The following is a 20,464-nucleotide window of genomic DNA, read 5'->3' on the forward strand; positions in this document are numbered from 1 at the left end:
TTGCCCCGCAGCAGATTGCCGAGCTCGTTGCCCCGCAGATCGGTGGCGAGCGTGCCTTCCTCGGCGAACGCCTCCTCCACATGCGCCGGCAGCACATAATCGGCGATCCGCACGATGACGCGGTCGATGCCTTCATTGGCGGCTTCGACAACCACGTCGCCGGCATTGTCGACGATGTAGCGGTCATTGCCGGCGAGGCCGACCATGGTGTCGGCGCCGCCGCCGCCATTCAGCACGTTGTCGGCAATGTTGCCGCGCAGCGTGTCATTGCCCGAGCCGCCAATGGCATTCTCGATCAGCGAGGCCGGATTGTTGTTATGGAGATAGGAATTGTAGACATTGCCGCGTGCAAACACGCCATCGCCGAGCGAGGCCAGCTGCGCCTGCGAGAACCGGCTGTAACCACCCGGCGACAGGTCGATCGACATCGCCTCGGTGTAGTTCGAGAAATCGTAGGTATCGCTGCCGCCGCCGTCCCAGATTGTCAGGAAGATCTTGTTCGCGCCGGGGTGGACTTTGTTCCTGTAGATTTCCAGGTCCTCACTCCCCAAATATTCGCCGGGGATGACCGTCTTTCGCCCGTCGACATACATCACGCCGGTCGCGTCCCACTTGTAGACGGTACTCGTGGCATTGGTGGTGTAGTCCGCGCCGTAAAGCGTCTGCAGCGCCTGGATGTCGAGCGCCATGAAGGTTTGCGGATAGTCCCACTCCCCGAGCGTATAGTCGCCATCCGCCGGCCCGCCCGTATAGGAGCGCTGGCTCATCACCGTATATTCGAGCGAGTCCCGATCCTGCGGCACCGCCACATCGGAAACACCGCCGGTCGAGTTCGCCGCCTTCAGGCCGAGCGCCGTACCGACGGCCTGCAGATAGAGCAGATGCTGGTAGTTGCCGAGGCTCGGATAGCGCAAATCGTCACTCGTGCCGTTCAGCGCCTTGTTGAAGGTCACATCGCCATAGCCCGGTCCCATGGCGTCATAGGGTCCCTCGACGCTACTGCCGTTCTGGATCCTTATGTCGCCATCATTTGAATAGATCGGTTCGCCGTACTCGTTCTCATGTGTTGGCGGCGCGCGTCGGACATCAGTGGCGATCAGAGCTGCCACGCTGCCATAGAGCTTAAGCGACGCAATGGTAGTTCCATCGAAACCCCTATAATAGGAGCCCGTAAAGATAGCCCCTACCGTCGCTTGCTGGTCGAGCGTAAGGCGGCTGTCCGTTGTGTCCCCGAAGCTGAACGTCACTGGCCCATCCCATTTATAGGAGGCCATCAATCCATCGATATAGTCGTTTCCCGTGGCCTCAACCACAGTCGTTCCATCAGGCTGCGTTTCCGGTAGCGGATCCCCGATCGTATCCAGCGTGAACGCATCGCTTCCCCAGCGAGAATGGAAGATGAAATATTCGATGCCAGTTACTGTCGCCTGATAATTGGGCGCGGTCAGGAAAATGGTATCCCCATCCTTTATAACGGTAAAATCTTTATAATAGCGAGAGAAGCTTAGTATGTCGGAGCCGGCTCCGCCATTGAATGTGATCGCGCCCGCCGTGGCATTCTGGCCGCTCAGTTCATCGTCGCCTGCGTCACCATTCAGAACGGCGCTGGTGGAGGAATCCGCACTAAGGAAATCATTGCCGTTTCCGCCATTAAACGTGCCGCCCGTGCTGGCGATGGCCGAGAGGGCGTCATCGCCATCATCGCCATTGAAAGTTCCGCCGGTCGACTGCGGGCCGTTGATCCCGTTCACATTCGGGCCCGCCGCGCTGATGAAATCGCCTCCCCCGCCGCCATTGACCACGGCACCGGCTCCGCCGTCGGTGTAGATGTAGTCATCCCCGCCGAGGCCATTCAGCGTGACGTTGTTGAACCCGCCCGAAGACAGTTCGTCTTCATCCTCGGTGCCGTTGACGACGTCGTTATTCTGGGTAGCGACCTTCGTGACCAAGGTTTACTTCCTTATGCTGTCGCCGGCGGGCGTGCCGTTGAGCGATTGGCCGCTGGACGTCGCGATGATCCGATTGAGGCTCTCGATCCAGTCCGTGGACTAAGAATACAGGAGGTCCCGCGGCTGTGCCATTCGACATCCTCGATGCACCCGCGATTGAAGAACAATACTACCGTGAAGCCATGATTGCCGCCAACCGGTCGTCCGCGCCCCGGTGACGCAGGCGGTCGACCTCGTCATCACCGCACGCACCGAGCTTCACCCCATCGGCCATAATGCGCTTCCCTGCTGCCGTTCAGGGCTCGATACCACCGGAGGCGTTCACGCCCCGCGCCCGGCCTGCCGTCGCAGTCCAGGCCGGAAACCATAGGACGGTGGCGGATCAAATTCATCTGGATTCCACAACCACGCGTAGCCATCATGGCGTATGGTATGCCGCCTTTCCGGAGCCGCCTTCCCTTCTGGTTGCCGGGATGCCTCCCGCCGGACATCAGGACCGCCGCCGCATGATCTCTGAACTCGCCAAGGCGATGCAGGCCTGCCGCACGGCCTTTATCGGCATCGCCCTGATGACCGGCGTCATCAACATCCTCTACCTCACCGGCTCGATCTTCATGCTGCAGGTGTATGACCGGGTACTGCCCAGCCGCAGCATCCCCACCCTGGTCGGCATCGCCATTCTCGCCGCCATGCTCTACGGCTTCCAGGTGGCGCTCGACATCGTGCGCCTGCGCATCCTGTCGCGCATCGGGCTGGCCCTCGACGAGGGCATAGGCGGGCGCATCTACAGCGCCGTGGTCCGTGCGCCGCTGCGCATGGTCCCGTCCGGCGACGGGCTGCAGCCGATACGCGATCTCGACCAGCTGCGCGGCTTTCTTTCCAGCCTCGGCCCGACGGCGCTGTTCGACATGCCGTGGATGCCGCTCTATCTCATCGTCTGCTTCCTGTTCCATCCGCTGATCGGCCTTACCGCGCTGATCGGCTGTCTCGTGCTCGTCGCCTTCACCGCGCTGACCGAGGCAACGACCCGGAAGCCGGTGCGGCAGGCGATGATCGACATGACCGCGCGCAACGCGCTGTCGGAAGTCGGGCGCCGCAATGCGGAAGTGCTTTCCGCCATGGCGATGACCGAACGCCTCGGCGAAAACTGGGCGGCGGCGAACGCGCGCTTCACCAGGCAGCAGCAGCGCGCCGCCGACATCGGCAACGGCCTCGGTGCGCTCTCCAAGGGCTTGCGCCTGGCGCTGCAATCCGCCGTGCTCGGCGTCGGCGCATTTCTGGTCATCCGCGGCGAGGCCAGCCCCGGCATCATGATAGCCGCCTCCATTCTCAGCGCCCGGGCGCTGGCGCCGGTGGAACTCGCCATCGCGCACTGGAAGGGCTTCATCGCCGCCCGCCAGGGCTGGAAGCGGCTGGGCGACCTGCTCAAGGCCTTTCCCACCGCCGGCGCGCCGATCACGCTGCCGAGGCCACACCGGTCGCTGGCGGTGGAGAACATCTCGGTGGCACCGCCGGGCCAGCGCCGGCCGGTGGTGCAGGAGATCGGCTTCACGCTGGAGGCCGGACAGTGCCTCGGCGTCGTCGGTCCCTCGGGGTCGGGCAAGTCGAGCCTGGTCCGCGCCCTGGTCGGCGTCTGGCAGCCCGTGCACGGCAAGGTGCGGCTCGACGGCGCCACCTTCGAGCAATGGCGCCCTGACGATCTCGGCGCCGCCCTCGGCTATCTGCCGCAGGATGTCGAATTGTTCGCCGGCACGGTGGCGCAGAACATCGCCCGCTTCCATCCGGCCCCCGATCCGGCCGAGATCATCGCCGCCGCCGAGGCCGCCGGCGTCCATCAGCTGATCCTGCGGCTGCCGGAAGGCTACGAGACACCGATCGGCGAGGGCGGCGTGGCGCTGTCCGCCGGCCAGCGCCAGCGCGTCGCGCTGGCCCGGGCGCTGTTCGGCGCGCCCTTCCTGGTGGTGCTCGACGAGCCGAACTCCAATCTCGACGCCGATGGCGAGGCGGCGCTCAACCAGGCGATCGCCGGCGTGCGGGCGCGCGGCGGCATCGTCGTCATCGTCGCCCACCGCCACAGCGCGCTCGCCAGCATCGACAGGCTGCTGGTGCTGCATGAAGGCCGCAGCCGCGCCTTCGGGCCCAAGGAGCAGGTGCTGCGCAAGCTGGCGCAGCAGCCGGCGCCGCCGGTTCCCGCCGGGGGCGCCGAGGTCGTGGCGATGAGCGGCCGGAACGATAAGCCGGCTGCGGCAAGGATGCCCCCGGATATGTCGGGCATCGAGCGCCCGCTCGCCGGCAAGGAGGGGCTGCTGCCATGACCCGCACGGCGCCACCGAGCCCGCACCGCTCCATTCGCCGCCATCTCGCGCTCGGGCTGCTGCTGGTGCTGGTGGTGGTGGTCGGCATCGGCGGCTGGGCGGCGGCGACGCAGATTTCCGGCGCGGTCATCGCGCCGGGGCAGCTCGTCGTCTATTCCAGCCTGAAGAAGGTGCAGCACCCCACCGGCGGCATCGTCGGCGAGCTGCTGGTCAAGGAGGGCGACAGCGTGCGCGCCGGCGACGTGCTGCTACGCCTCGACAAGACGGTGGCCGAGGCCAATCTCGCCATCCTCGCCAACAATCTCGACGAGCTCGAGGCCCGGCAGAGCCGCAACGAGGCCGAGCGCGACGGCATCTCCGCGCTCGCCTTCCCGCCGCAGCTGCTGTCGCGCGCCGAAGACGCCGATATCGCCCGCATCCTCACCGGCGAGACCAAGCTGTTCGAGAGCCGCCGCTTCCTGCGCGAGGGCCGCAAGGCACAGCTCAGCGAGCGCATCGCCCAGCTCAAGGAGGAGATTCGCGGCCTCGACTTCCAGCTGGCCTCCAAGGGCCGGGAGATCGCGCTGATCGGCACCGAGCTCAAGAGCGTGCGCCAGCTATGGACCGACAACCTCGTCTCGATACAGCGCGTCACCGCCCTGGAGCGCGACGCCGCCCGGCTGGAGGGTGAGCAGGGCGTGCTGATCGCCAGTATCGCCCAGACCAAGGGCCGTATCGTGGAAACCGAGCTGCAGATCCTGCAGATCGACCAGGACATGCGCAGCGAGGTCGCCACCGAGCTCGCCGAGATCCGCGCCAAGCTGACGGAAACCCGCGAGCGCATCATCACCGCGCAGGACCAGCTTCGCCGTATCGAGCTCCGCGCGCCGCAGGACGGCGTGGTGCACCAGCTCGCCGTGCACACCATCGGCGGGGTGATCGGCCCCGGCGAGCCGATCATGCTGGTGGTGCCGAACAACGACCAGCTGGAGGCCGAGGCCCGCGTACCGCCGCCCTTCATCGACCAGCTGGCGGTGGGCCAGCCGGCCGTCGTGCGCCTCGCGGCGGGGGCGCAGTGGGAGACGCCGGAACTCACCGGCACGCTCAGCCGCATCTCGGCCGATATCGTGCCGGACCCGCACACCGGCGAGGGCTTCTATTCCGTGCGCATCACGCTGCCGCCGGAGGAACTGGCGCGGCTGGATGGCATGAAGCTGGTGCCCGGCATGCCGCTCGAGGTGTTCATCAAGACCGGGGACCGCACGGTGCTGTCCTATTTGGTCAAGCCCCTCTCCGACCAGGTCGCCCGCTCGTTCCGCGGCCGCTGAGGCCGCGCGGGCGGCGTGTTATGAGCGGCGGGGCCTCAGCCGTGCCGCCGCGCCGTCGGCTCCCCGGCCGGCTCGCCGCGCAGGCCATGGCGCCAGAACCGATCGGGCAGCGACCCCGTCGCCACGGCATAGGGGGAGCGGCCCTCGCGGATGCCGTGCCGCAGATAGTGCAGCAACGGGTTGTGGTCGGGCGGAACATCCTTGTTGCCGCGGAAATAATCGCCGGTGCTGAACAGCAGGCTGGGATTCCAGCCGTTCCGGAAGCCGGCGTCGAGATAGTGCCGGGCCGCCTCGTGCGGCTCGACGCCATAGGTCTCGGCGTACCAGGCCTTGTCGAACAGCGCGCTGGATTCCAGCAGCCGGATGTCGTCGTCCTGCGGGTCGGGCACCCGCGGCGGAACGCCGGCAACCGTCTCGGCGATCGCCGCGGCGGGCTCGGAGGCGGAACCCGCCAGCGGCGCGGCGATCCGCGCCCGCATGTCGCGGCATTGGTTGAGGCAGTCCTGCAGCAGCGCCGCGGCCCGCAGCGCCGCCGCCTGCGCCACGCTGCCGGCCCGCCGCTCGCGCCCGGTCCGGCCGTTCAGCCGCAGCCGCTTGCGCAAGCCCGTCGGCACGCAATAGACCATCCGCTGCCGCAGCGTCTTCGACCGCACCGCCAGCGCGCGCGCCTCCTCGCCATGGGCGTCGCGCAAGGCGAGAACCAGCTGCTCCGCCTGCGTGATCATCGGCGGCACGGCGCCACGTATCGCGGCGGTCTCGCGCTCCGCCGCATGGCAGCGTTCCCCCAGCGCCCGGCATTCCTCCTCGAGCGCGGCCAGTTCCTGCCGATGCGCGGCCTCGGCCTGCGCCAGCCTGGCCTGGCGCTCGGCATGGAAGGCGTCCTTCAACTGGTCGATCTCGCGCGCCAGCGCCTCGTCCTTCTCGGCGAGCCGCCGCAGCTGCGGCAGATGGGCGTCGCGCTGCTCGGCGATCACCGCCGCCTGCGCCTGGATCAGCGCCTGCCGCTCGTCGAGAATGCGCAGCTGGTCCCGCAGCACCGTCTCGTTGCCGGCCAACAGCCTGTCCTTCTCGTCGCAGGCCGCCTGCAACGCCGTCACCTGCCGGGTGAGGCCGTCATAATCGTCGATGGCCTGGCGGCGCACCGCATCCAGCGTGCCGGCCAGCTCGTTGCCCCGCGCCTGCAACGCCTCGAACGCGCCCGCGCCGGTTTCGCTGCCGTCGACCAGCACCGAGGCGGCGGGCGCCTCCAGCGGCGCGTCGGAACACAGCGCTACCAGGAACACCGGTCTGGCCGGCGGCCGCGGCGTCCGGCCCGGCGCGGTGCCGTCCAGCCACCAGAGGTCCGTCGCCGGCGCATCAGCCGCCGCGGCGATCACCGAGGCAAGGCCGACCGCCTGGCCACGCAGTTCGACATGGGCGAAGAGCTGCCGCAGCTCGCCGGCGAACTCGGCCGCCGAGAGCTCGGCAAGATGAAATTGGTTCCGGTTGTTCAGCTCTCCGGAATAGACCTCGCGGTCAGGCGTCGAGACGATCAGCCGGCCCTCGGGCCGGAGCACCCTCTTGAGCTCGCGCAGCGCCGCGCGCGGATCGGCGACGTGCTCGATGGTCTCGAAGCAGACCACCGCATCGAAGCTGCGGTCGGCGAAAGGCAGCGCGCCGATCGCGCCGGCCTCGAAGCTGAGATTGCCGATGCCGCCATAGTGGCGGGCGGCATGGGCAATGGCCGCCGGGTCGAGATCGACGCCCACCACCTGCGCGGCGGCGCGGGCGAGAAAGGCGGCGCCATACCCCTCGCCGCAGGCGACGTCGAGCACCGATGCGCCGGCCGTCAGCGCGGCGGCGAAGGCGTAGCGGTGCTGGTGCTCGGCCGCAATGCTGCCGGCGGTTCCGGGAATGTAGCGCTCGCCCGTGTCGTCCATTGTCCGTCTCCCGGCCGGGCGGGGCGCGAGGCGCCGCCCGGCATTGCGTCCGCACGGCATGGGTAACGGAAAGCCGGCGGCCTCGCCAGAGCCGGCCGGCGCGCGAAGGCCCGACCGCTCAGCGCGTCAGCCAGTCAGCGGGTCAGCCACGTCGCCAGCCGGTTGGTCGCCTCGGTCAGCTGCGCCTCGCCGCGGGCGAAGCACAGGCGGATGAAGTTCTCCCCGCCCGGGCCGAAGGCGGTGCCGGGTGCAAGGCCGATATTGGCCTCGTCGACCAGCTTGAGCGCCAGCGCCCGCATGTCGGTCTCGCCCTCGACGCCGAAGAAGGCGTAGAACGCCCCCGGCGGACGGGCGAGCCGCACCCGGTTGGTCGTCAGCAGCCCGTCGGCGACGATGTCGCGCCCGCGCCGGGCCCGCTCGATCTGGTGGGCGACGAAGCTCTCGCCGCGCTCCAGCGCCGCGATGCCGGCCCGCTGCATGAACGGGGCGACGCCGGAGGTCGAATACTGGATCAGGTTGGCGATGACGTCGCCGAGTTCCGGATTGGCCTCGATCCAGCCGAGCCGCCAGCCGGTCATCGCCCAGTTCTTGGAGAAGGTCTGCACGAACAGGATACGGTCGTCGGGCTCCATCACGTCGTGGAAGGAGGGCGCGACATGGCGTCCGTCCCCCCCGCCCTCGCCGGCCTCGTAGTAGAAGCGGCCATAGATCTCGTCGGCGACGATCCACAGGCCGTGGCGGCGGGCGATGTCGAGCACGCCGCGCAGCGTCTCCACCGGCGCGACGAAGCCGGTGGGATTGGCCGGCGAATTGATGAAGATCACCCGCGTGCGCGGGGTCACCGCGTCCTCCAGCCGGTCGAGGTCGAGCGAGAAGCCGTGGGCGACGTCGAAGGCGAACGGCACGAAGACCGGCCGCGCGCCGAGCACCTGTGCTGCCGCCGCCGCGTTCGGCCAGGCCGGCGAGGGAATGATGATCTCCTCGTCGGCGCCCATCGTCAGCGCCAGGCAGAGCTGGATCGCCTGCATGCCCGAGCCGGTGACGAAGAAGCGCTCGGGATCCTCGGGAATGCCGTAGAGGCCGGCCATGTATTTGGCGATGGCGGCGCGCAGTTCGGGAATGCCGCGCTGCCAGGTGTAGAAGGTTTCGCCGGCGGCGAGCGAGCGCGTCGCCGCCTCGGCGATGAAGGCCGGCGTCGGGAGGTCGCCCTCGCCCGCCCAGAGCGGGATCATGCCCGGCCGGGTCCGGCCGTAATTCATCACCTCGACGATGCCGCTGCCGGGCACCGCCAGCGCCTGCGGGCGCACATAGTCGAGAAGGGAGGGAGACGGCACGAAAGGATTGGGAGCGGTCGGCATGAAGTCTTCCCGGCTGGTTCGGCGAAGCTACTAACATAGCGTGCCCGCGCCGTCGCGTTCATCAAAAGCTTAGCTGCAACCGATCGATCGCCGTGATGACCGCCCGGTTTCCTTCACGGCGGCGGCGGCGGAACGGCCGGCCGCGCCCGCCGTCGCAGGGCGCCTGCGCGATGGCTTCCGGCAGGCGAGCGCGGGGCCGCGGGGTGTCCCGCCCGTCCTGCCTGCCGACGCCGCGCCTGGCGCCGGGAACGATCCGCCTACCCCTCGCCCGCGCGGTGGCCCGCGGCGTTAGCCATTGTGAAGCCTGCCGGCCTCGCGTAATCCGGTCGCCAGGCAATATGTCAGCGAACACCGGACCACGAGACGCCTGGCCTCCCAACGAGTGCGATAGCCGTGCCCCTTCCCTCCGGCAAAATTCCCCCCTTCCGCCTCGCGGCGCTGTCGGGCCAACCCGGTGCCCACCGCTTCCGCCTGCCGCTGCTGCTGCGGCTGCTCGCCCGCCGCGGGCCGCGGCCGCTGGTGCTGCTGGCCGAGGCGGCGGCCGGTGTGGGCCTGGCGGCGGAGGATGCCGCCGGCCGGCCGCTCGGGCATTGGCCGCGGATCGAGGCGCAGCCCTTCGCGGTGCCGCTGCCGCGCGGGGCCGCGACGCTGGTGCTGCACCGCGCGGCCGAGGAGGAGGGCGCGCCGCCGCCCCGGCTCGGCTGGTATCCGCTCGCCCGCCTGGCGCTGCGCTGGCAGGCGCTGCGCCATGGGGTGCCGGCGCCGCAGGCGGCGGTGCGGGCGCTGCGTGCCCAGTTGAAGCGGGCGATCTGGACTTCCCCGGCCGCCGATCTCTTCAACCTTCCGGCCTATCGGCGCTACCATGCCCGCCATGTCGGCGATTTCCGCGACAGCGTCGCGCCGGACGCCGCCCCGCCGGTCGCCTTCGCTTCCGCCGCCGCCGAGCTGCCGCTTGCCCGCCTCGCGGCGGTGGCGCGGACGCTCGCCGCCCAGACCGACCGCCATTTCTCATGGATTCTCGCCGTGCCGCCGGCGCGGCTGGCGCGGGAAGGCGCGGCGCTCGCGGCGCTGGGCGCCCGCCTGGTCGAGGCCCCCGCCGATGCCGCCGCCGGGCTTGCGGCCGCCATCGACGCCAGCGGCGAGGCGTTGCTGGTGCCGCTCGACCTCGCCGGCGCGCCGACCCGCGACGCGGTGGCGATGATCCGCGCCGCCTTCGCGCAGGCGCCCGACTGCGCCCTCGCCTATACCGATGAGGGATTTCGCGACGCGGCGGGCCGGCCGGCCGGCGCCGCCTTCAAGCCGGCCTTCAACCGCCATCTGCAGATCGCCGCCGGCTATATGGGCCATCTCGTCGCCCTGCCCGCGGCCGATGCCCGTGCCCTCCGCCTCAACCCGGCGCTCGGCGGGGCGGCGCTGCACGATCTTCTGCTGCGCCATATCGAGGCGGTGCCGCCGGCGCGTATCCTGCATATTCCACGCATCGCCTATGAGGGGCCGGAGCGGCCGGGCGACGGCTTCCTTCCCCTGGAAGCTGCCCGCGCCCGCGACGCGCTGGCCGCCCGGCTCGGCCTCGCCGTCGAGACCGCGCCGATCGAGCCGGGGAGCCCACGCCTGCAATTGCGCCCGCTCTATCGCGTGCCGGCGCCGCCGCCGCTGGTGTCCATCGTGGTGCCGACCCGCGACCGCGCCGAGTTGCTCGCCACCACGCTGAAGACGCTGATCGCCCTCACCGCCTATCGCGCCTTCGAGATCGTCATCGTCGACAATGGCTCGCGCGAGCCGGCGACCTTCGCGCTGTTCGAGGAGATCGAGGCGCTGTGGCCGGCGACCCGGGTGGTACGCGACGCCGGCGACTTCAACTTCGCCCGCCTCTGCAATGCCGGCGTCGCGGCCGCCGGCGGCGCGATGATCCTGCTGCTCAACAACGACATGGAGATCATCGAGAGCGGATGGCTCGGCGAGATGGTGTCGCTCGCCGCGCTTTCCGGCGAAGGGCAGAAGGTCGGCATCGTCGGCGCCAAGCTGCTCTACCCGAGCCGCCGCGTGCAGCATGCCGGCTTCATCGTCGGCCTGCGCGAGGGAGCCGGCGGCCACTGGTTCGTCGGCGCCGGCCGGCATGCCGGCGGCCTGCGCGGCCGGCTGGCGCTGCGGCAGAATCTCTCCGCCGTCACCGGCGCCTGCCTGCTGGTCACCCGCGCCTGCCTCGATGCCGTCGGCGGGCTCGACGAGCTGCGTTTCGCCGAGGATTGCAACGACATCGACCTGTGCCTGCGCGCCCGCCACGCCGGCTTCGAGGTGGTGTTCACGCCGCTGGCGACGCTGATCCACCACGAATCCGCCTCGCGGCTCGACAATCCCGGCTCGCCGATCTCGGCGACGCGGCGCGAGGAATGGGCGCGCTTCGAGGCGCTATGGGCGCCCTCGCGCCATATCGATCCGCATTACAGCCCCAATCTGCGCCGCGATAACATCTATGCCCTGCCGGCCCGCCATCCCGCCGGCCCGCGCGCGCCGCGCACCGAGAGCATCGGCACCGGCGCGGCGAGGCCGGCGCCCCGCGACAAGCCCGGTCCACGCCGATGAACCGCCTCGCCGACAGCATCGTCGCGCTCTATCGCCGCCATGCCGGCGCCTGGAGCGCGGCGCGCCTCGACGGCGCGCGGGGTCCCGGCCTCATGGAAGCCGGCTGGCTCGCGCGCTTCCGCGCCCTGCTGCCGCCCGGTGCCGAGGTGCTGGACCTTGGCTGCGGACCCGGCGTGCCCATCGCCCGCCACCTCGTCGAACATGGCCACCCGGTCACCGGCATCGACAGCGCGCCGGAAATGATCGAGCTGTTCCGCCGCAACCTGGCGCGCCCCCCGGAAACCAAGGCCCCGCAAACCCACGCCCCGCAAACCCAGGCCTCGGCCAGCCCAGCCATCGCCGCGAAAGCCATCGTCGCCGATATGCGCGGGCTGGCGCTCGGCCGCCGCTTCGGCGGGCTGATCGCCTGGGACAGCTTCTTCCACCTGTCGCGGGAGGACCAGCGCCTTATGTTCCCGGTATTCGCCGCCCATGCGGCACCCGGCGCGCCGCTGCTCTTCACCGCCGGCCCGGCGGAGGGCGACGCCATCGGCACGCTCGAAGGCGAGCCGCTCTATCACGCCAGCCTCGATCCGGCGGAATACCGCGCCCGGCTCGACGCCGCCGGCTTCGACCTCGTCGCCCATCAGACGGAGGACCCGGCATGCGGCGGCCACACCATCTGGCTGGCGCGACGCCGCTGAAACTTACCCCGCCGTGCCCAGCCGGGCACGGTCGTAGCGGGCCTTCAGCGGCTCCCACCAGGCGGCATTATCGAGATACCAGCGCACCGTCTTCTCGATGCCGCTCTCGAAGGTCTCGGACGGCTCCCAGCCGAGCTCGTCCTTCAGCTTGCCGGCGTCGATGGCGTAGCGCGCATCATGCCCCGGCCGGTCGGTGACGAAGGTGATCAGCGCCTCGCGCGGGCCGATTTTCGCATCGGGCACCACCCGGTCCATGATGGCGCAGATGGTCCTGACCACGTCGATGTTGCGGCGCTCATTGTTGCCGCCGACATTGTAGCTCTCGCCGAGCCGGCCTCTGGTGGCGATCAACTCCAGCGCCGCGGCGTGGTCGTCGACATAGAGCCAGTCGCGCACATTCTCGCCGCGGCCGTAGACCGGCAGCTTCTTGCCCTCCAGCGCATTGAGGATGGTGAGCGGGATCAGCTTTTCCGGGAAGTGGTACGGCCCGTAATTGTTCGAGCAGTTCGACATCACCACCGGCAGGCCGTAGGTGTGGAACCACGCCCGCACCAGATGGTCGGACGCCGCCTTCGACGCCGAATAGGGCGAGCGCGGATCGTAGGAGGTGTCCTCGCGGAACAGGCCGTCCTCGCCCAGCGAGCCGAACACCTCGTCGGTGGAGATGTGGTGGAAGCGGAAGCGCTCCTGCGCCCCGGCGTCCAGCTCCCGCCAGTAGCGCAGCGCCTCCTGCAGCAGGTTGAAGGTGCCGACGACATTGGTCTGGATGAAGTCGCCCGGCCCGTCGATCGAGCGGTCGACATGGGATTCGGCGGCGAGGTGCATCACCAGCTCGGGACGGAACGTGTCCAGCGCCTCGCGCATCGCCGGCGCGTCGCCGATATCGGCCTTGAGGAAGCGGTAGTTCGGGCTGTTGTCGATCTCGTTCAGCGAGGCGAGATTGCCGGCATAGGTGAGCTTGTCGACATTCAGCACCTGCCAGCCGTCCCGCACCAGGCGACGCACCACCGCCGATCCGATGAAGCCGGCCCCGCCGGTCACAAGCACTCGCCGCGTCATCCCGTAATGTATCCCGTACCTGCCACGCTGAGAGACGTGCGGCGGACTATCACGGCGATGGTGGCCTTGCCTAGAGCGCGGGCCGCCGGCGGCGCGGCGGGCAGGTCAGGCCGCCCGCGAGGCGGGGTCGGCACCGGCCGCCGCCGCGATCCGCGCCCGCAACGTCTCCGGCAGTTGGCGGGCCGATTTCACCCGTGGCATGTCCATCTCGGCGATGGCGGCCGGCGCACCGTAGCGGGCGAGATAGTCCGGATAATTATCGAAGCGCGCGCGCGTCGCATTGTCCAGGAAGGTCTCCGCCGGAACCCCCTCGGCCAGCACCAGCGCATGGCCGTCGAGCTCGACGTGATAGACGGTGAAGCGTTCGCCGAGCTCGGCCGGGGCCATCCGGCGGATGCTGGTGCCGTTCACCAGCGCCCCCGCCTGCACCAGCAGCCCGTCGAACATCAGCGCATGGTCCTCGGTCAGCCGCAGCTCGCGCAGCGGCAGCCCGCCGCCGAGCGCCCCTGCGGCGATCGCAATGGGCGCCCGGTGGACCGGCGCGCCGAAGCGGGTCACCACCGTCTGCCGGCCGATCCACTTCACCGGCGCGACGCCACCCCCGGCCGTGCGGACGAGATCGCCGATGGCGAGGTCTTCCACCGCCGTCGTGCCGGCGGGGGTGGCGAGGACGGTACCGGCAAGGAAGCAATAGGTCGCGGCGGTATAGGCGGGGAAAGTGTCGCCACGGATGTAGGGCTGGTTGGTGAGGAACCGGATCGAGGCAGAACCTGGGAAGGACAGCACGAGATCGCCGGACTCGGTATAGCCGAGATAACTCACCGTCGTGGTCGACCCGCTGGCAATAACCGTGATGGTGACGGTGTCGCCGATGTTCAGCGGCTCATCGAAGCTGGCCTCGCGTTGGGTAGCGGGACTGAGGAAATTGATCGTCGCGCCACCATCCGTGCTGCCGTAGAGATACTCGAATCTGAGTTGCGCCACCCGCCGTGCTCCCCTTCCCACGTCGGGACACGTTCCTCCCCTTCCTCGCCCCGGCACAAGACCTGGTTTTCGGACAGCAGGCCTCTGGCTCAGATGCCTTGGAATTGTGACCGTGCGGCCACAGTAACGGCCTCTCGGCCCTCATGCGCGACGGTCCGCAGCCGGCCGCCAAGGACGTTCCCGCCCTCACCCGCAGCGCGGCGATGGGCTGCGCGGCGGGTTGGAAGTTCCGGGACGCACCACCGACGCCTGCGTCACGGCGTCGTCGCCTTGCGGGCGAGGATGTCGCGGATCTCGCCCAGCAACACCTCTTCCTTGGTCGGCGGCGCCGGCGGCGGCGGGGCCTCGGCCTGCTTGCGGCGCAGGGTGTTGATGCCCTTCACCACCATGAACAGGATCCAGGCGATGATGAGGAAGTTGATCACCACGGTGAGGAAGTGGCCATAAGCCAGCACCGCGCCCTGCTCGCGCGCGGCGGCGAGCGAGGTGGCGGTGATGTTTGAGGCGAGCGGCAGGAAATAGTTGGAGAAGTCGAGGCCGCCGAAGATGGCGCCGACCACCGGCATGAAGATGTCGGAGACGATCGAGGTGACGATGGCACCGAAGGCGGCGCCGATGATCACGCCGATGGCGAGATCGACGACATTCCCCTTGATGGCGAATTCCCGGAATTCCTTGAGCATCACGTCACCTCCGGCCGAATCGCGCGGCTCCCCATGGCCGCGCCACTGGCAGTGTTTTAGCGCGGTGAGGCACAGCGGCAAGCGCCCGCCTCCCATGGGGTGCGGCGCCTGACCGGTCCATGGCCCCGGCATGAGGCTCCATCCGCCGCGCCCCGCGCCGCTGGCTGCCGACGCCGCCTCGGCCTCGGCGCGGCGGCGTCAGGCGGCGCGCGCCCGGCATCGAACGCCAGCCCCCGACCTGCCAGCCCCCAGCCTGCCAGCCCCCAGCCTGCCGGCCCCCGCCTTCGGCTCGAAGCCGGGCCGGGAGGGGCGGCGGTCGAGGCGAGGCGCGAGGAAGGGGAGCGGCGGCCCCTCCAGCACGCGCGTTCGCACGGCCGCGCGTGGCAACGCGCCCTGCACTGACCGCCCTGCACCGCCCGCCCTGCACCGCCCGCCGCCGCATCGCCCGCTTGCCCCGTCCTGCCCGCCGGGCGCATAAAGAACCGCCAGCTGCCGCGGCTTGGCCGCCGTCCCGCCGCCAACCGGAGATCCCATGCTTCAGGCCTGGGTCATCATCGCCGTCGCCCTCGCCTATATCGGCTTCCTGTTCGCCGTGGCGAGCTATGGCGACCGCCGGTCGGTCAGCGGCAGGCGCGGGCGCCACGGCCGGCCGGCCATCTATTCGCTGTCGCTGGCGGTCTACTGCACCTCCTGGACCTTCTTCGGCTCGGTCGGCCTTGCCACCACCCAAGGGGTGGATTTCCTCACCATCTATGTCGGGCCGATCCTGGTCTTCGCGCTGGGCGTGCCGCTGCTGCTGCGCATCGTGCGGCTGGCGAAGGCGCAGAACATCACCTCGATCGCCGATTTCATCGCCGCCCGCTATGGCAAGAGCCAGGGCGTCGCCGCCGTGGTCGCGCTCGTCGCCATTCTCGGCTCGCTCCCCTACATCGCCCTGCAGCTGAAGGCGGTCGCCATCTCGCTGGTGGCGATGCTCGGCGATTTCGAGGGCCTGGGGCTGCATTACCCGGTCATCGGCGATCTGGCGCTGCTGGTCGCCATGGCGATGGCGGTCTTCGCGGTGCTGTTCGGCACCCGCCACATCGACGCCACCGAGCACCAGGAAGGGCTGATGCTGGCGGTGGCGGCGGAATCCATCGTCAAGCTGGTCTCCTTCCTCGCCGTCGGCCTGTTCGTCACCTTCGTCATGTTCGCCGGCCCGTTCGATCTCGTCGAGCAGGCGCGGGAGAAGGACGTGCTGCCGGTGCTGACCCGGCACTTCTCGCTCGGCGACTGGGGCACGATGGCGGTTCTCTCCGCACTCGCCATCCTCATGCTGCCGCGCCAGTTCCATGTCGCGGTGGTCGAGAACACCTCGGAGCAGGAGATCCGCACCGCCGCCTGGCTGTTCCCGCTCTACCTCGTCCTCATCAACATCTTCGTCATTCCCATCGCCATTGCCGGCCTGGTCGCCTTCCCGCCCGGCTTCATCGATGGCGACATGTATGTGCTCGCCCTGCCGATGTCGGTCGGCGCGCAGGGAATGGCGCTGGTCGCCTTCGTCGGCGGCCTGTCGGCGGCGACCGCCATGGTGATCGTCGAGACGGTGGCGCTGGCGGTCATGGTCTCGAACGACCTCGTCATGCCGCTGCTGGTGCGCGGCCGGCGCCACGCGGCCGAGGAGGCGGCGGCCGAAGCGTGGGCCGGCGGCCCGCAGCGGCTCGGCGATGTCCCGGCCCATTCCGACATGGGCCACAAGCTGCTGCTGGTGCGGCGGGCGGCGATCTTCGCCATCCTGCTGCTCGCCTATCTCTATTACCGCATCACCGGCGAGGCGCAGCTGGCGCAGATCGGGCTGCTGTCCTTCTCCGCGGTGGCGCAGTTCGGGCCGGCGCTGCTGCTCGGCCTGGTCTGGCGGCGCGGCACCGCGCGCGGGGCGATGGCCGGCATCGCCGCCGGCGTGGCGCTGTGGGCCTATACGCTGCTCGTTCCCAGCCTCGCCGATGCCGGCCTCATCCCGCATGCGCTGCTGGCGGACGGCCCGTTCGGCCTCTCCTTCCTGCGCCCGCAGGCCCTGCTCGGCCTGCACGCCGCGCCGCTCACCCATGGCGTGCTGTGGAGCCTCGGCGTCAATCTCATCGTCTTCATCAGCGTGTCGCTGACGCGCCAGCCGCGCCCGATCGAGCGGCTGCAGGCCAGCGTCTTCGTCGAGGCCGACCGCTCGCCCTCGGCGCCGAGCTTCCGGCTGTGGCGCTCGCCGGTCACGGTGGGCGAGCTCACCGCCACCGTGTCGCGCTATCTCGGCGAGGAGCGCACCCGCGCCTCGTTCGAGGGCGTGTCGGCCATGCGCGGCCTGTCGCTCGATGCCGGCCGCGAGGCGGATTTCCAGCTCATCCGCTATGCCGAGCACCTCTTGGCCTCGGCCATCGGCGCCGCCTCCTCGCGCCTCGTGCTGTCGCTGATGCTGAGGAAGCGCACGGTCTCGACCAAGGCGGCGCTGAAGCTGCTCGACGATGCCTCCGCCGCCATCCAGTATAATCGCGAGATCCTGCAGACCGCGCTCGACCATGTCCGCCAGGGCATTGCGGTGTTCGACCGCGACCTGCGGCTGGTGTTCTGGAACCGCCAGTTCGGCGAGATGCTCGACCTGCCCTCGGAGGTGGTGCGCATCGGCATCGGTATCGACCAGATCCTGCGGGTCGGCGCCGCCAGCGGGCTGTTCGGGCCCGGCCCGGTGGAGGAATTGGTGCGCGAGCGGCTTGCCCGCTTCGCCCGCCGCAATGCCAGCTTCATGGAGCGCCTCGCCCCGCGCGGCGTGGTGATGGAGGTGCGCATCAACACCATGCCGGATGGCGGCGTGGTGGTGACCTTCACCGACATCACCCCGACGGTCGAGGCCGCCGAGGCGCTGGAGCGCGCCAACGAGACGCTGGAAAAGCGCGTGAAGGAACGCACCCGCGCTCTCGAGCACCTCAACACCGAGCTGGCGCAGGCCAAGTCGGAGGCCGAGGAAGCCAACATCTCCAAGACGCGCTTCCTCGCCGCCGCCTCGCACGACATCCTGCAGCCGCTGAACGCCGCCCGGCTTTACGCCACCAGCCTCGTCGAGCGCGCGGTGACGGCGGAGAACATCCGCCTCGCGCAGAATGTCGACGCCTCGCTGGAGGCGGTGGAGGAGATTCTCGGCGCCCTGCTCGACATTTCCCGCCTCGACACCGGGGCAATGAAGCCGGATCTCGGGCCGTTCCGTCTCGACGACATCTTCCGCCAGCTGGAGGTGGAGTTCGCCCCGCTGGCCAAGGAGAAGGGCCTGCGCCTCACCTTCGCGCCGACCTCGGCGGCGGTGCGCTCCGACCGGCGGCTGCTGCGGCGGCTGTTGCAGAACCTCGTCTCCAACGCCATCAAGTACACCCCGCGCGGAAGAGTGCTGATCGGCGTGCGCCGCCGGCCCCGTGCGGCGGGCGGGCGGCTGCGCATCCAGGTGTTCGACACCGGCCTCGGCGTGCCGCAATCCAAGCAGAAGCTGATCTTCAAGGAGTTCCAGCGCCTCGACCAGGGAGCCAAGGCCGCGCGGGGCCTGGGGCTGGGGCTCTCCATCGTCGAGCGCATCTCGCGGGTGCTCGACCACCCCATCGAGCTCGCCTCGCAGCCCGGACGCGGCAGCATGTTCGCCGTCGAGGTGCCGAGCGCGCCGCCGATCCCTGCCGCGGTTGGACCCGTTCCCCGCGCAGCCGCGGTGCCGATCGCCGGGCTCGACGGGCTGTCGGTGCTGTGCATCGACAACGACCCGGCGATCCTCGACGGCATGGAGACGCTGCTGTCGGGCTGGGGCTGCCGGGTGCTGAAGGCCGCCGACGTTCCCGGCGCGCTCGCCATGCTGCGCGAGGCCCGCGCCCGGCCGGACGTGCTCCTGATCGACTATCATCTCGACGAGACCGACGGCATCGAGGCGACCAAGCATCTGCGCTGGAAGCTCGACCAGTCGCTGCCGGCGGTGCTGATCACCGCCGACCGCTCCAAGAAGGTGCGCGACACCGCCAAGGCGACCGAGATGGAGGTGCTGAACAAGCCGGTACGCCCGGCGGCGCTGCGCGCCCTGCTCGCGCAATGGCGCGCGGCACGGGTGGCGGCGGAGTGAGAACGGCGGCGTGATCGGCGACAGCCGGGACGCCCCCGGGGAGCCCCTTTCCGCCTAGATAACACCCCTGTCCGTCGAGAAGTTGTTCTCACCCCCACCCGAGCGACCGGCTCCCTCTCCCCGTCGGGGAGAGGGCTCGGGTGAGAGGGCCTTCCAACGCTCTCTGATCGCAAGGGCCTTCCGAAATTCCGTACCGGCGAAGCCCCCTCGCCGACCCGCTGCGCGAGCCACCTCGCCCCAATGGGGAGAGGCAAGAACCAACCTCCCAACGCCGCCCGCCGAGGCCGCGGCTTCTGTGATCGGGGTGAAGGCAGGCAGGGCCTCTCCCGCGCTAGGGATGCGGATCGGGGAAGCCATGCCGTTCGGACAGCGCGGCAAGGATCGCGTCCTTGTCGGCGATGAAGCCGCGTCCTCCGTGTTCTCCGGTCTGGTGGCGCGACGTCTGCCCGGCCGCCAGCACCAGAAGCGGCAGCGACTGATTTGCCTCGCCCACCAGGTCGATCACCGCCTGCCGCGGGCGCGGCCAGGCGATCCGCCGGACATCGAGAGGCGCCGCCAGTTGCGGAAACGAGGCCAGCACGCCCTCGATCAGGGCGCAATGCCAGCAATAGAACAGCTGCCCGGGATAGGCGGGATCGGTGAAGCCCGGCTTCAGCAGGAACAGCGTGTCGCGGGGCATGGCGAGGCTCGACGGTGGATGCGGAAGAATGGCGCGCCTCGCGCCGGCCGGCAGAACTCGGGCGGGCACCGATATGCGCGCGGAACAGGCATCGAGGCCCAAGCGCGCGAGGCGGGAAACGAACCTCCCGGCGTCAGCCGGCCACCTGCGACCACTGCCCGGCCTCGATCCTGGCGGCGGCGATCACCGCCTGGGTGCGGCTTTCCACCCCGAGCTTCTGCAATATCGCCGAGACATGCGCCTTCACCGTCGCCTCGGAGACACCGAGCTCATAGGCGATCTGCTTGTTGAGCAGCCCCTCGGACAGCATCATCAGCACCCGCACCTGCTGCGGGGTCAGCGTGGCGAGCCGCGCCACCAGCGCCGCCGCCTCCTTGTCGCTGCCGGCGGAGAGGTCGATATCGGGCGGCGTCCAGGTGTGCCCCTCCAGCACCGCGGCGATGGCGTCGCGCATCGTCTCCACAGCGCTGGTCTTGGGGATGAAGCCGGCGGCGCCGAATTCCATGCAGTGGCGGATCACCCCCGCCTCCTCATTGGCCGAAACCACCACCACCGGAATGGCGGGATATTGCGCGCGCAGATACATCAGCCCCGAAAAGCCGCGCACCCCCGGCATGGTGAGGTCGAGCAGCACCAGGTCGATCTCGCTCTCGCGCTCCAGCAGCGCCTGGAGATCCTCGAAGCCGCCGGCCTCGAACAGCTCGACCTGCGGAAAATGCCGCGTCACCGCCTCGCGCAGCGCCCCGCGAAACAAGGGGTGGTCATCGGCGATGGCCAGCCTGAAACTCGTCGTACCCACCTGCAAAAGGCCCTCTCGGTTTCAGCCGG

At 69.7% G+C, this 20,464-nt stretch carries 13 protein-coding genes; 5 read left to right on the forward strand and 8 right to left on the reverse strand.

What is annotated here, in order from left to right:
• The coding region (locus tag J2X65_RS18940; protein WP_310204138.1) for a M10 family metallopeptidase C-terminal domain-containing protein at positions 1-1,949 on the reverse strand (1,949 nt) is incomplete at its 3' end.
• A 506-nt stretch (positions 1,950-2,455) separates the two neighbouring features.
• Between J2X65_RS18940 and J2X65_RS18945 the strand changes: the two genes are divergently transcribed.
• Together J2X65_RS18945 and J2X65_RS18950 are read left to right on the forward strand one after the other, a co-directional pair.
• Complete coding sequence (locus tag J2X65_RS18945; protein ID WP_310204141.1) at positions 2,456-4,264, forward strand: type I secretion system permease/ATPase; 1,809 nt, start codon at positions 2,456-2,458, stop codon at positions 4,262-4,264.
• A complete protein-coding gene (locus J2X65_RS18950; protein ID WP_310204144.1) occupies positions 4,261-5,571 on the forward strand; it encodes an HlyD family type I secretion periplasmic adaptor subunit in 1,311 nt (436 codons plus the stop codon). The genes J2X65_RS18945 and J2X65_RS18950 overlap by 4 nt, the downstream gene beginning before the upstream one ends.
• A 35-nt stretch (positions 5,572-5,606) precedes the next feature.
• Here the strand turns inward: J2X65_RS18950 and J2X65_RS18955 are convergent, their stop codons facing one another.
• Together J2X65_RS18955 and J2X65_RS18960 are read right to left on the reverse strand one after the other, a co-directional pair.
• Positions 5,607-7,490: a methyltransferase domain-containing protein gene (locus J2X65_RS18955; protein WP_310204147.1), complete on the reverse strand. Its 1,884-nt coding sequence runs from the start codon at positions 7,488-7,490 to the stop codon at positions 5,607-5,609.
• Positions 7,491-7,624: 134 nt separating this feature from the next.
• Positions 7,625-8,848: a pyridoxal phosphate-dependent aminotransferase gene (locus tag J2X65_RS18960; protein ID WP_310204149.1), complete on the reverse strand. Its 1,224-nt coding sequence runs from the start codon at positions 8,846-8,848 to the stop codon at positions 7,625-7,627.
• 393 nt (positions 8,849-9,241) lie between these two features.
• On the opposite strand from J2X65_RS18960, the gene J2X65_RS18965 reads away from it, so the two are divergent.
• The gene (locus J2X65_RS18965) at positions 9,242-11,431 is read left to right on the forward strand and encodes a glycosyltransferase family 2 protein (protein ID WP_310204152.1); all 2,190 of its coding nucleotides are present in this window, start codon (positions 9,242-9,244) and stop codon (positions 11,429-11,431) included.
• Positions 11,428-12,114 carry a class I SAM-dependent methyltransferase gene (locus J2X65_RS18970; RefSeq protein ID WP_310204155.1) on the forward strand — a complete coding sequence of 229 codons (687 nt, stop codon included), beginning with the start codon at positions 11,428-11,430 and terminating at the stop codon, positions 12,112-12,114. The genes J2X65_RS18965 and J2X65_RS18970 overlap by 4 nt, the downstream gene beginning before the upstream one ends.
• Before the next feature lie 3 nt (positions 12,115-12,117).
• On the opposite strand, the gene rfbB is transcribed toward J2X65_RS18970, so the two are convergent.
• The 3 genes from rfbB to mscL form a co-directional block, all read right to left on the reverse strand.
• Positions 12,118-13,173 carry a dTDP-glucose 4,6-dehydratase gene (gene rfbB / locus J2X65_RS18975; RefSeq protein ID WP_310204158.1) on the reverse strand — a complete coding sequence of 352 codons (1,056 nt, stop codon included), beginning with the start codon at positions 13,171-13,173 and terminating at the stop codon, positions 12,118-12,120.
• Between the two features lie 105 nt (positions 13,174-13,278).
• Positions 13,279-14,157, reverse strand: a complete 879-nt coding sequence (locus tag J2X65_RS18980) for a Hint domain-containing protein (protein ID WP_310204161.1) — start codon at positions 14,155-14,157, stop codon at positions 13,279-13,281.
• A gap of 254 nt (positions 14,158-14,411) precedes the next feature.
• The gene (gene mscL, locus J2X65_RS18985; protein ID WP_310204164.1) at positions 14,412-14,840 is read right to left on the reverse strand and encodes a large conductance mechanosensitive channel protein MscL; all 429 of its coding nucleotides are present in this window, start codon (positions 14,838-14,840) and stop codon (positions 14,412-14,414) included.
• 532 nt (positions 14,841-15,372) lie between these two features.
• On the opposite strand from mscL, the gene J2X65_RS18990 reads away from it, so the two are divergent.
• Positions 15,373-18,957 (forward strand): hybrid sensor histidine kinase/response regulator, encoded by a 3,585-nt coding sequence (locus J2X65_RS18990; protein WP_310204167.1) that lies wholly within the window; start codon positions 15,373-15,375, stop codon positions 18,955-18,957.
• A gap of 331 nt (positions 18,958-19,288) precedes the next feature.
• On the opposite strand, the gene J2X65_RS18995 is transcribed toward J2X65_RS18990, so the two are convergent.
• The gene (locus J2X65_RS18995; RefSeq protein ID WP_310204170.1) at positions 19,289-19,636 is read right to left on the reverse strand and encodes a DUF3088 domain-containing protein; all 348 of its coding nucleotides are present in this window, start codon (positions 19,634-19,636) and stop codon (positions 19,289-19,291) included.
• A 133-nt stretch (positions 19,637-19,769) separates the two neighbouring features.
• Complete coding sequence (locus J2X65_RS19000) at positions 19,770-20,435, reverse strand: response regulator (RefSeq protein ID WP_404977753.1); 666 nt, start codon at positions 20,433-20,435, stop codon at positions 19,770-19,772.
• Positions 20,436-20,464 lie beyond the last annotated feature (29 nt).

Source organism: Ancylobacter sp. 3268 (assembly GCF_031456575.1).
Taxonomy (GTDB): Bacteria; Pseudomonadota; Alphaproteobacteria; order Rhizobiales; family Xanthobacteraceae; genus Ancylobacter.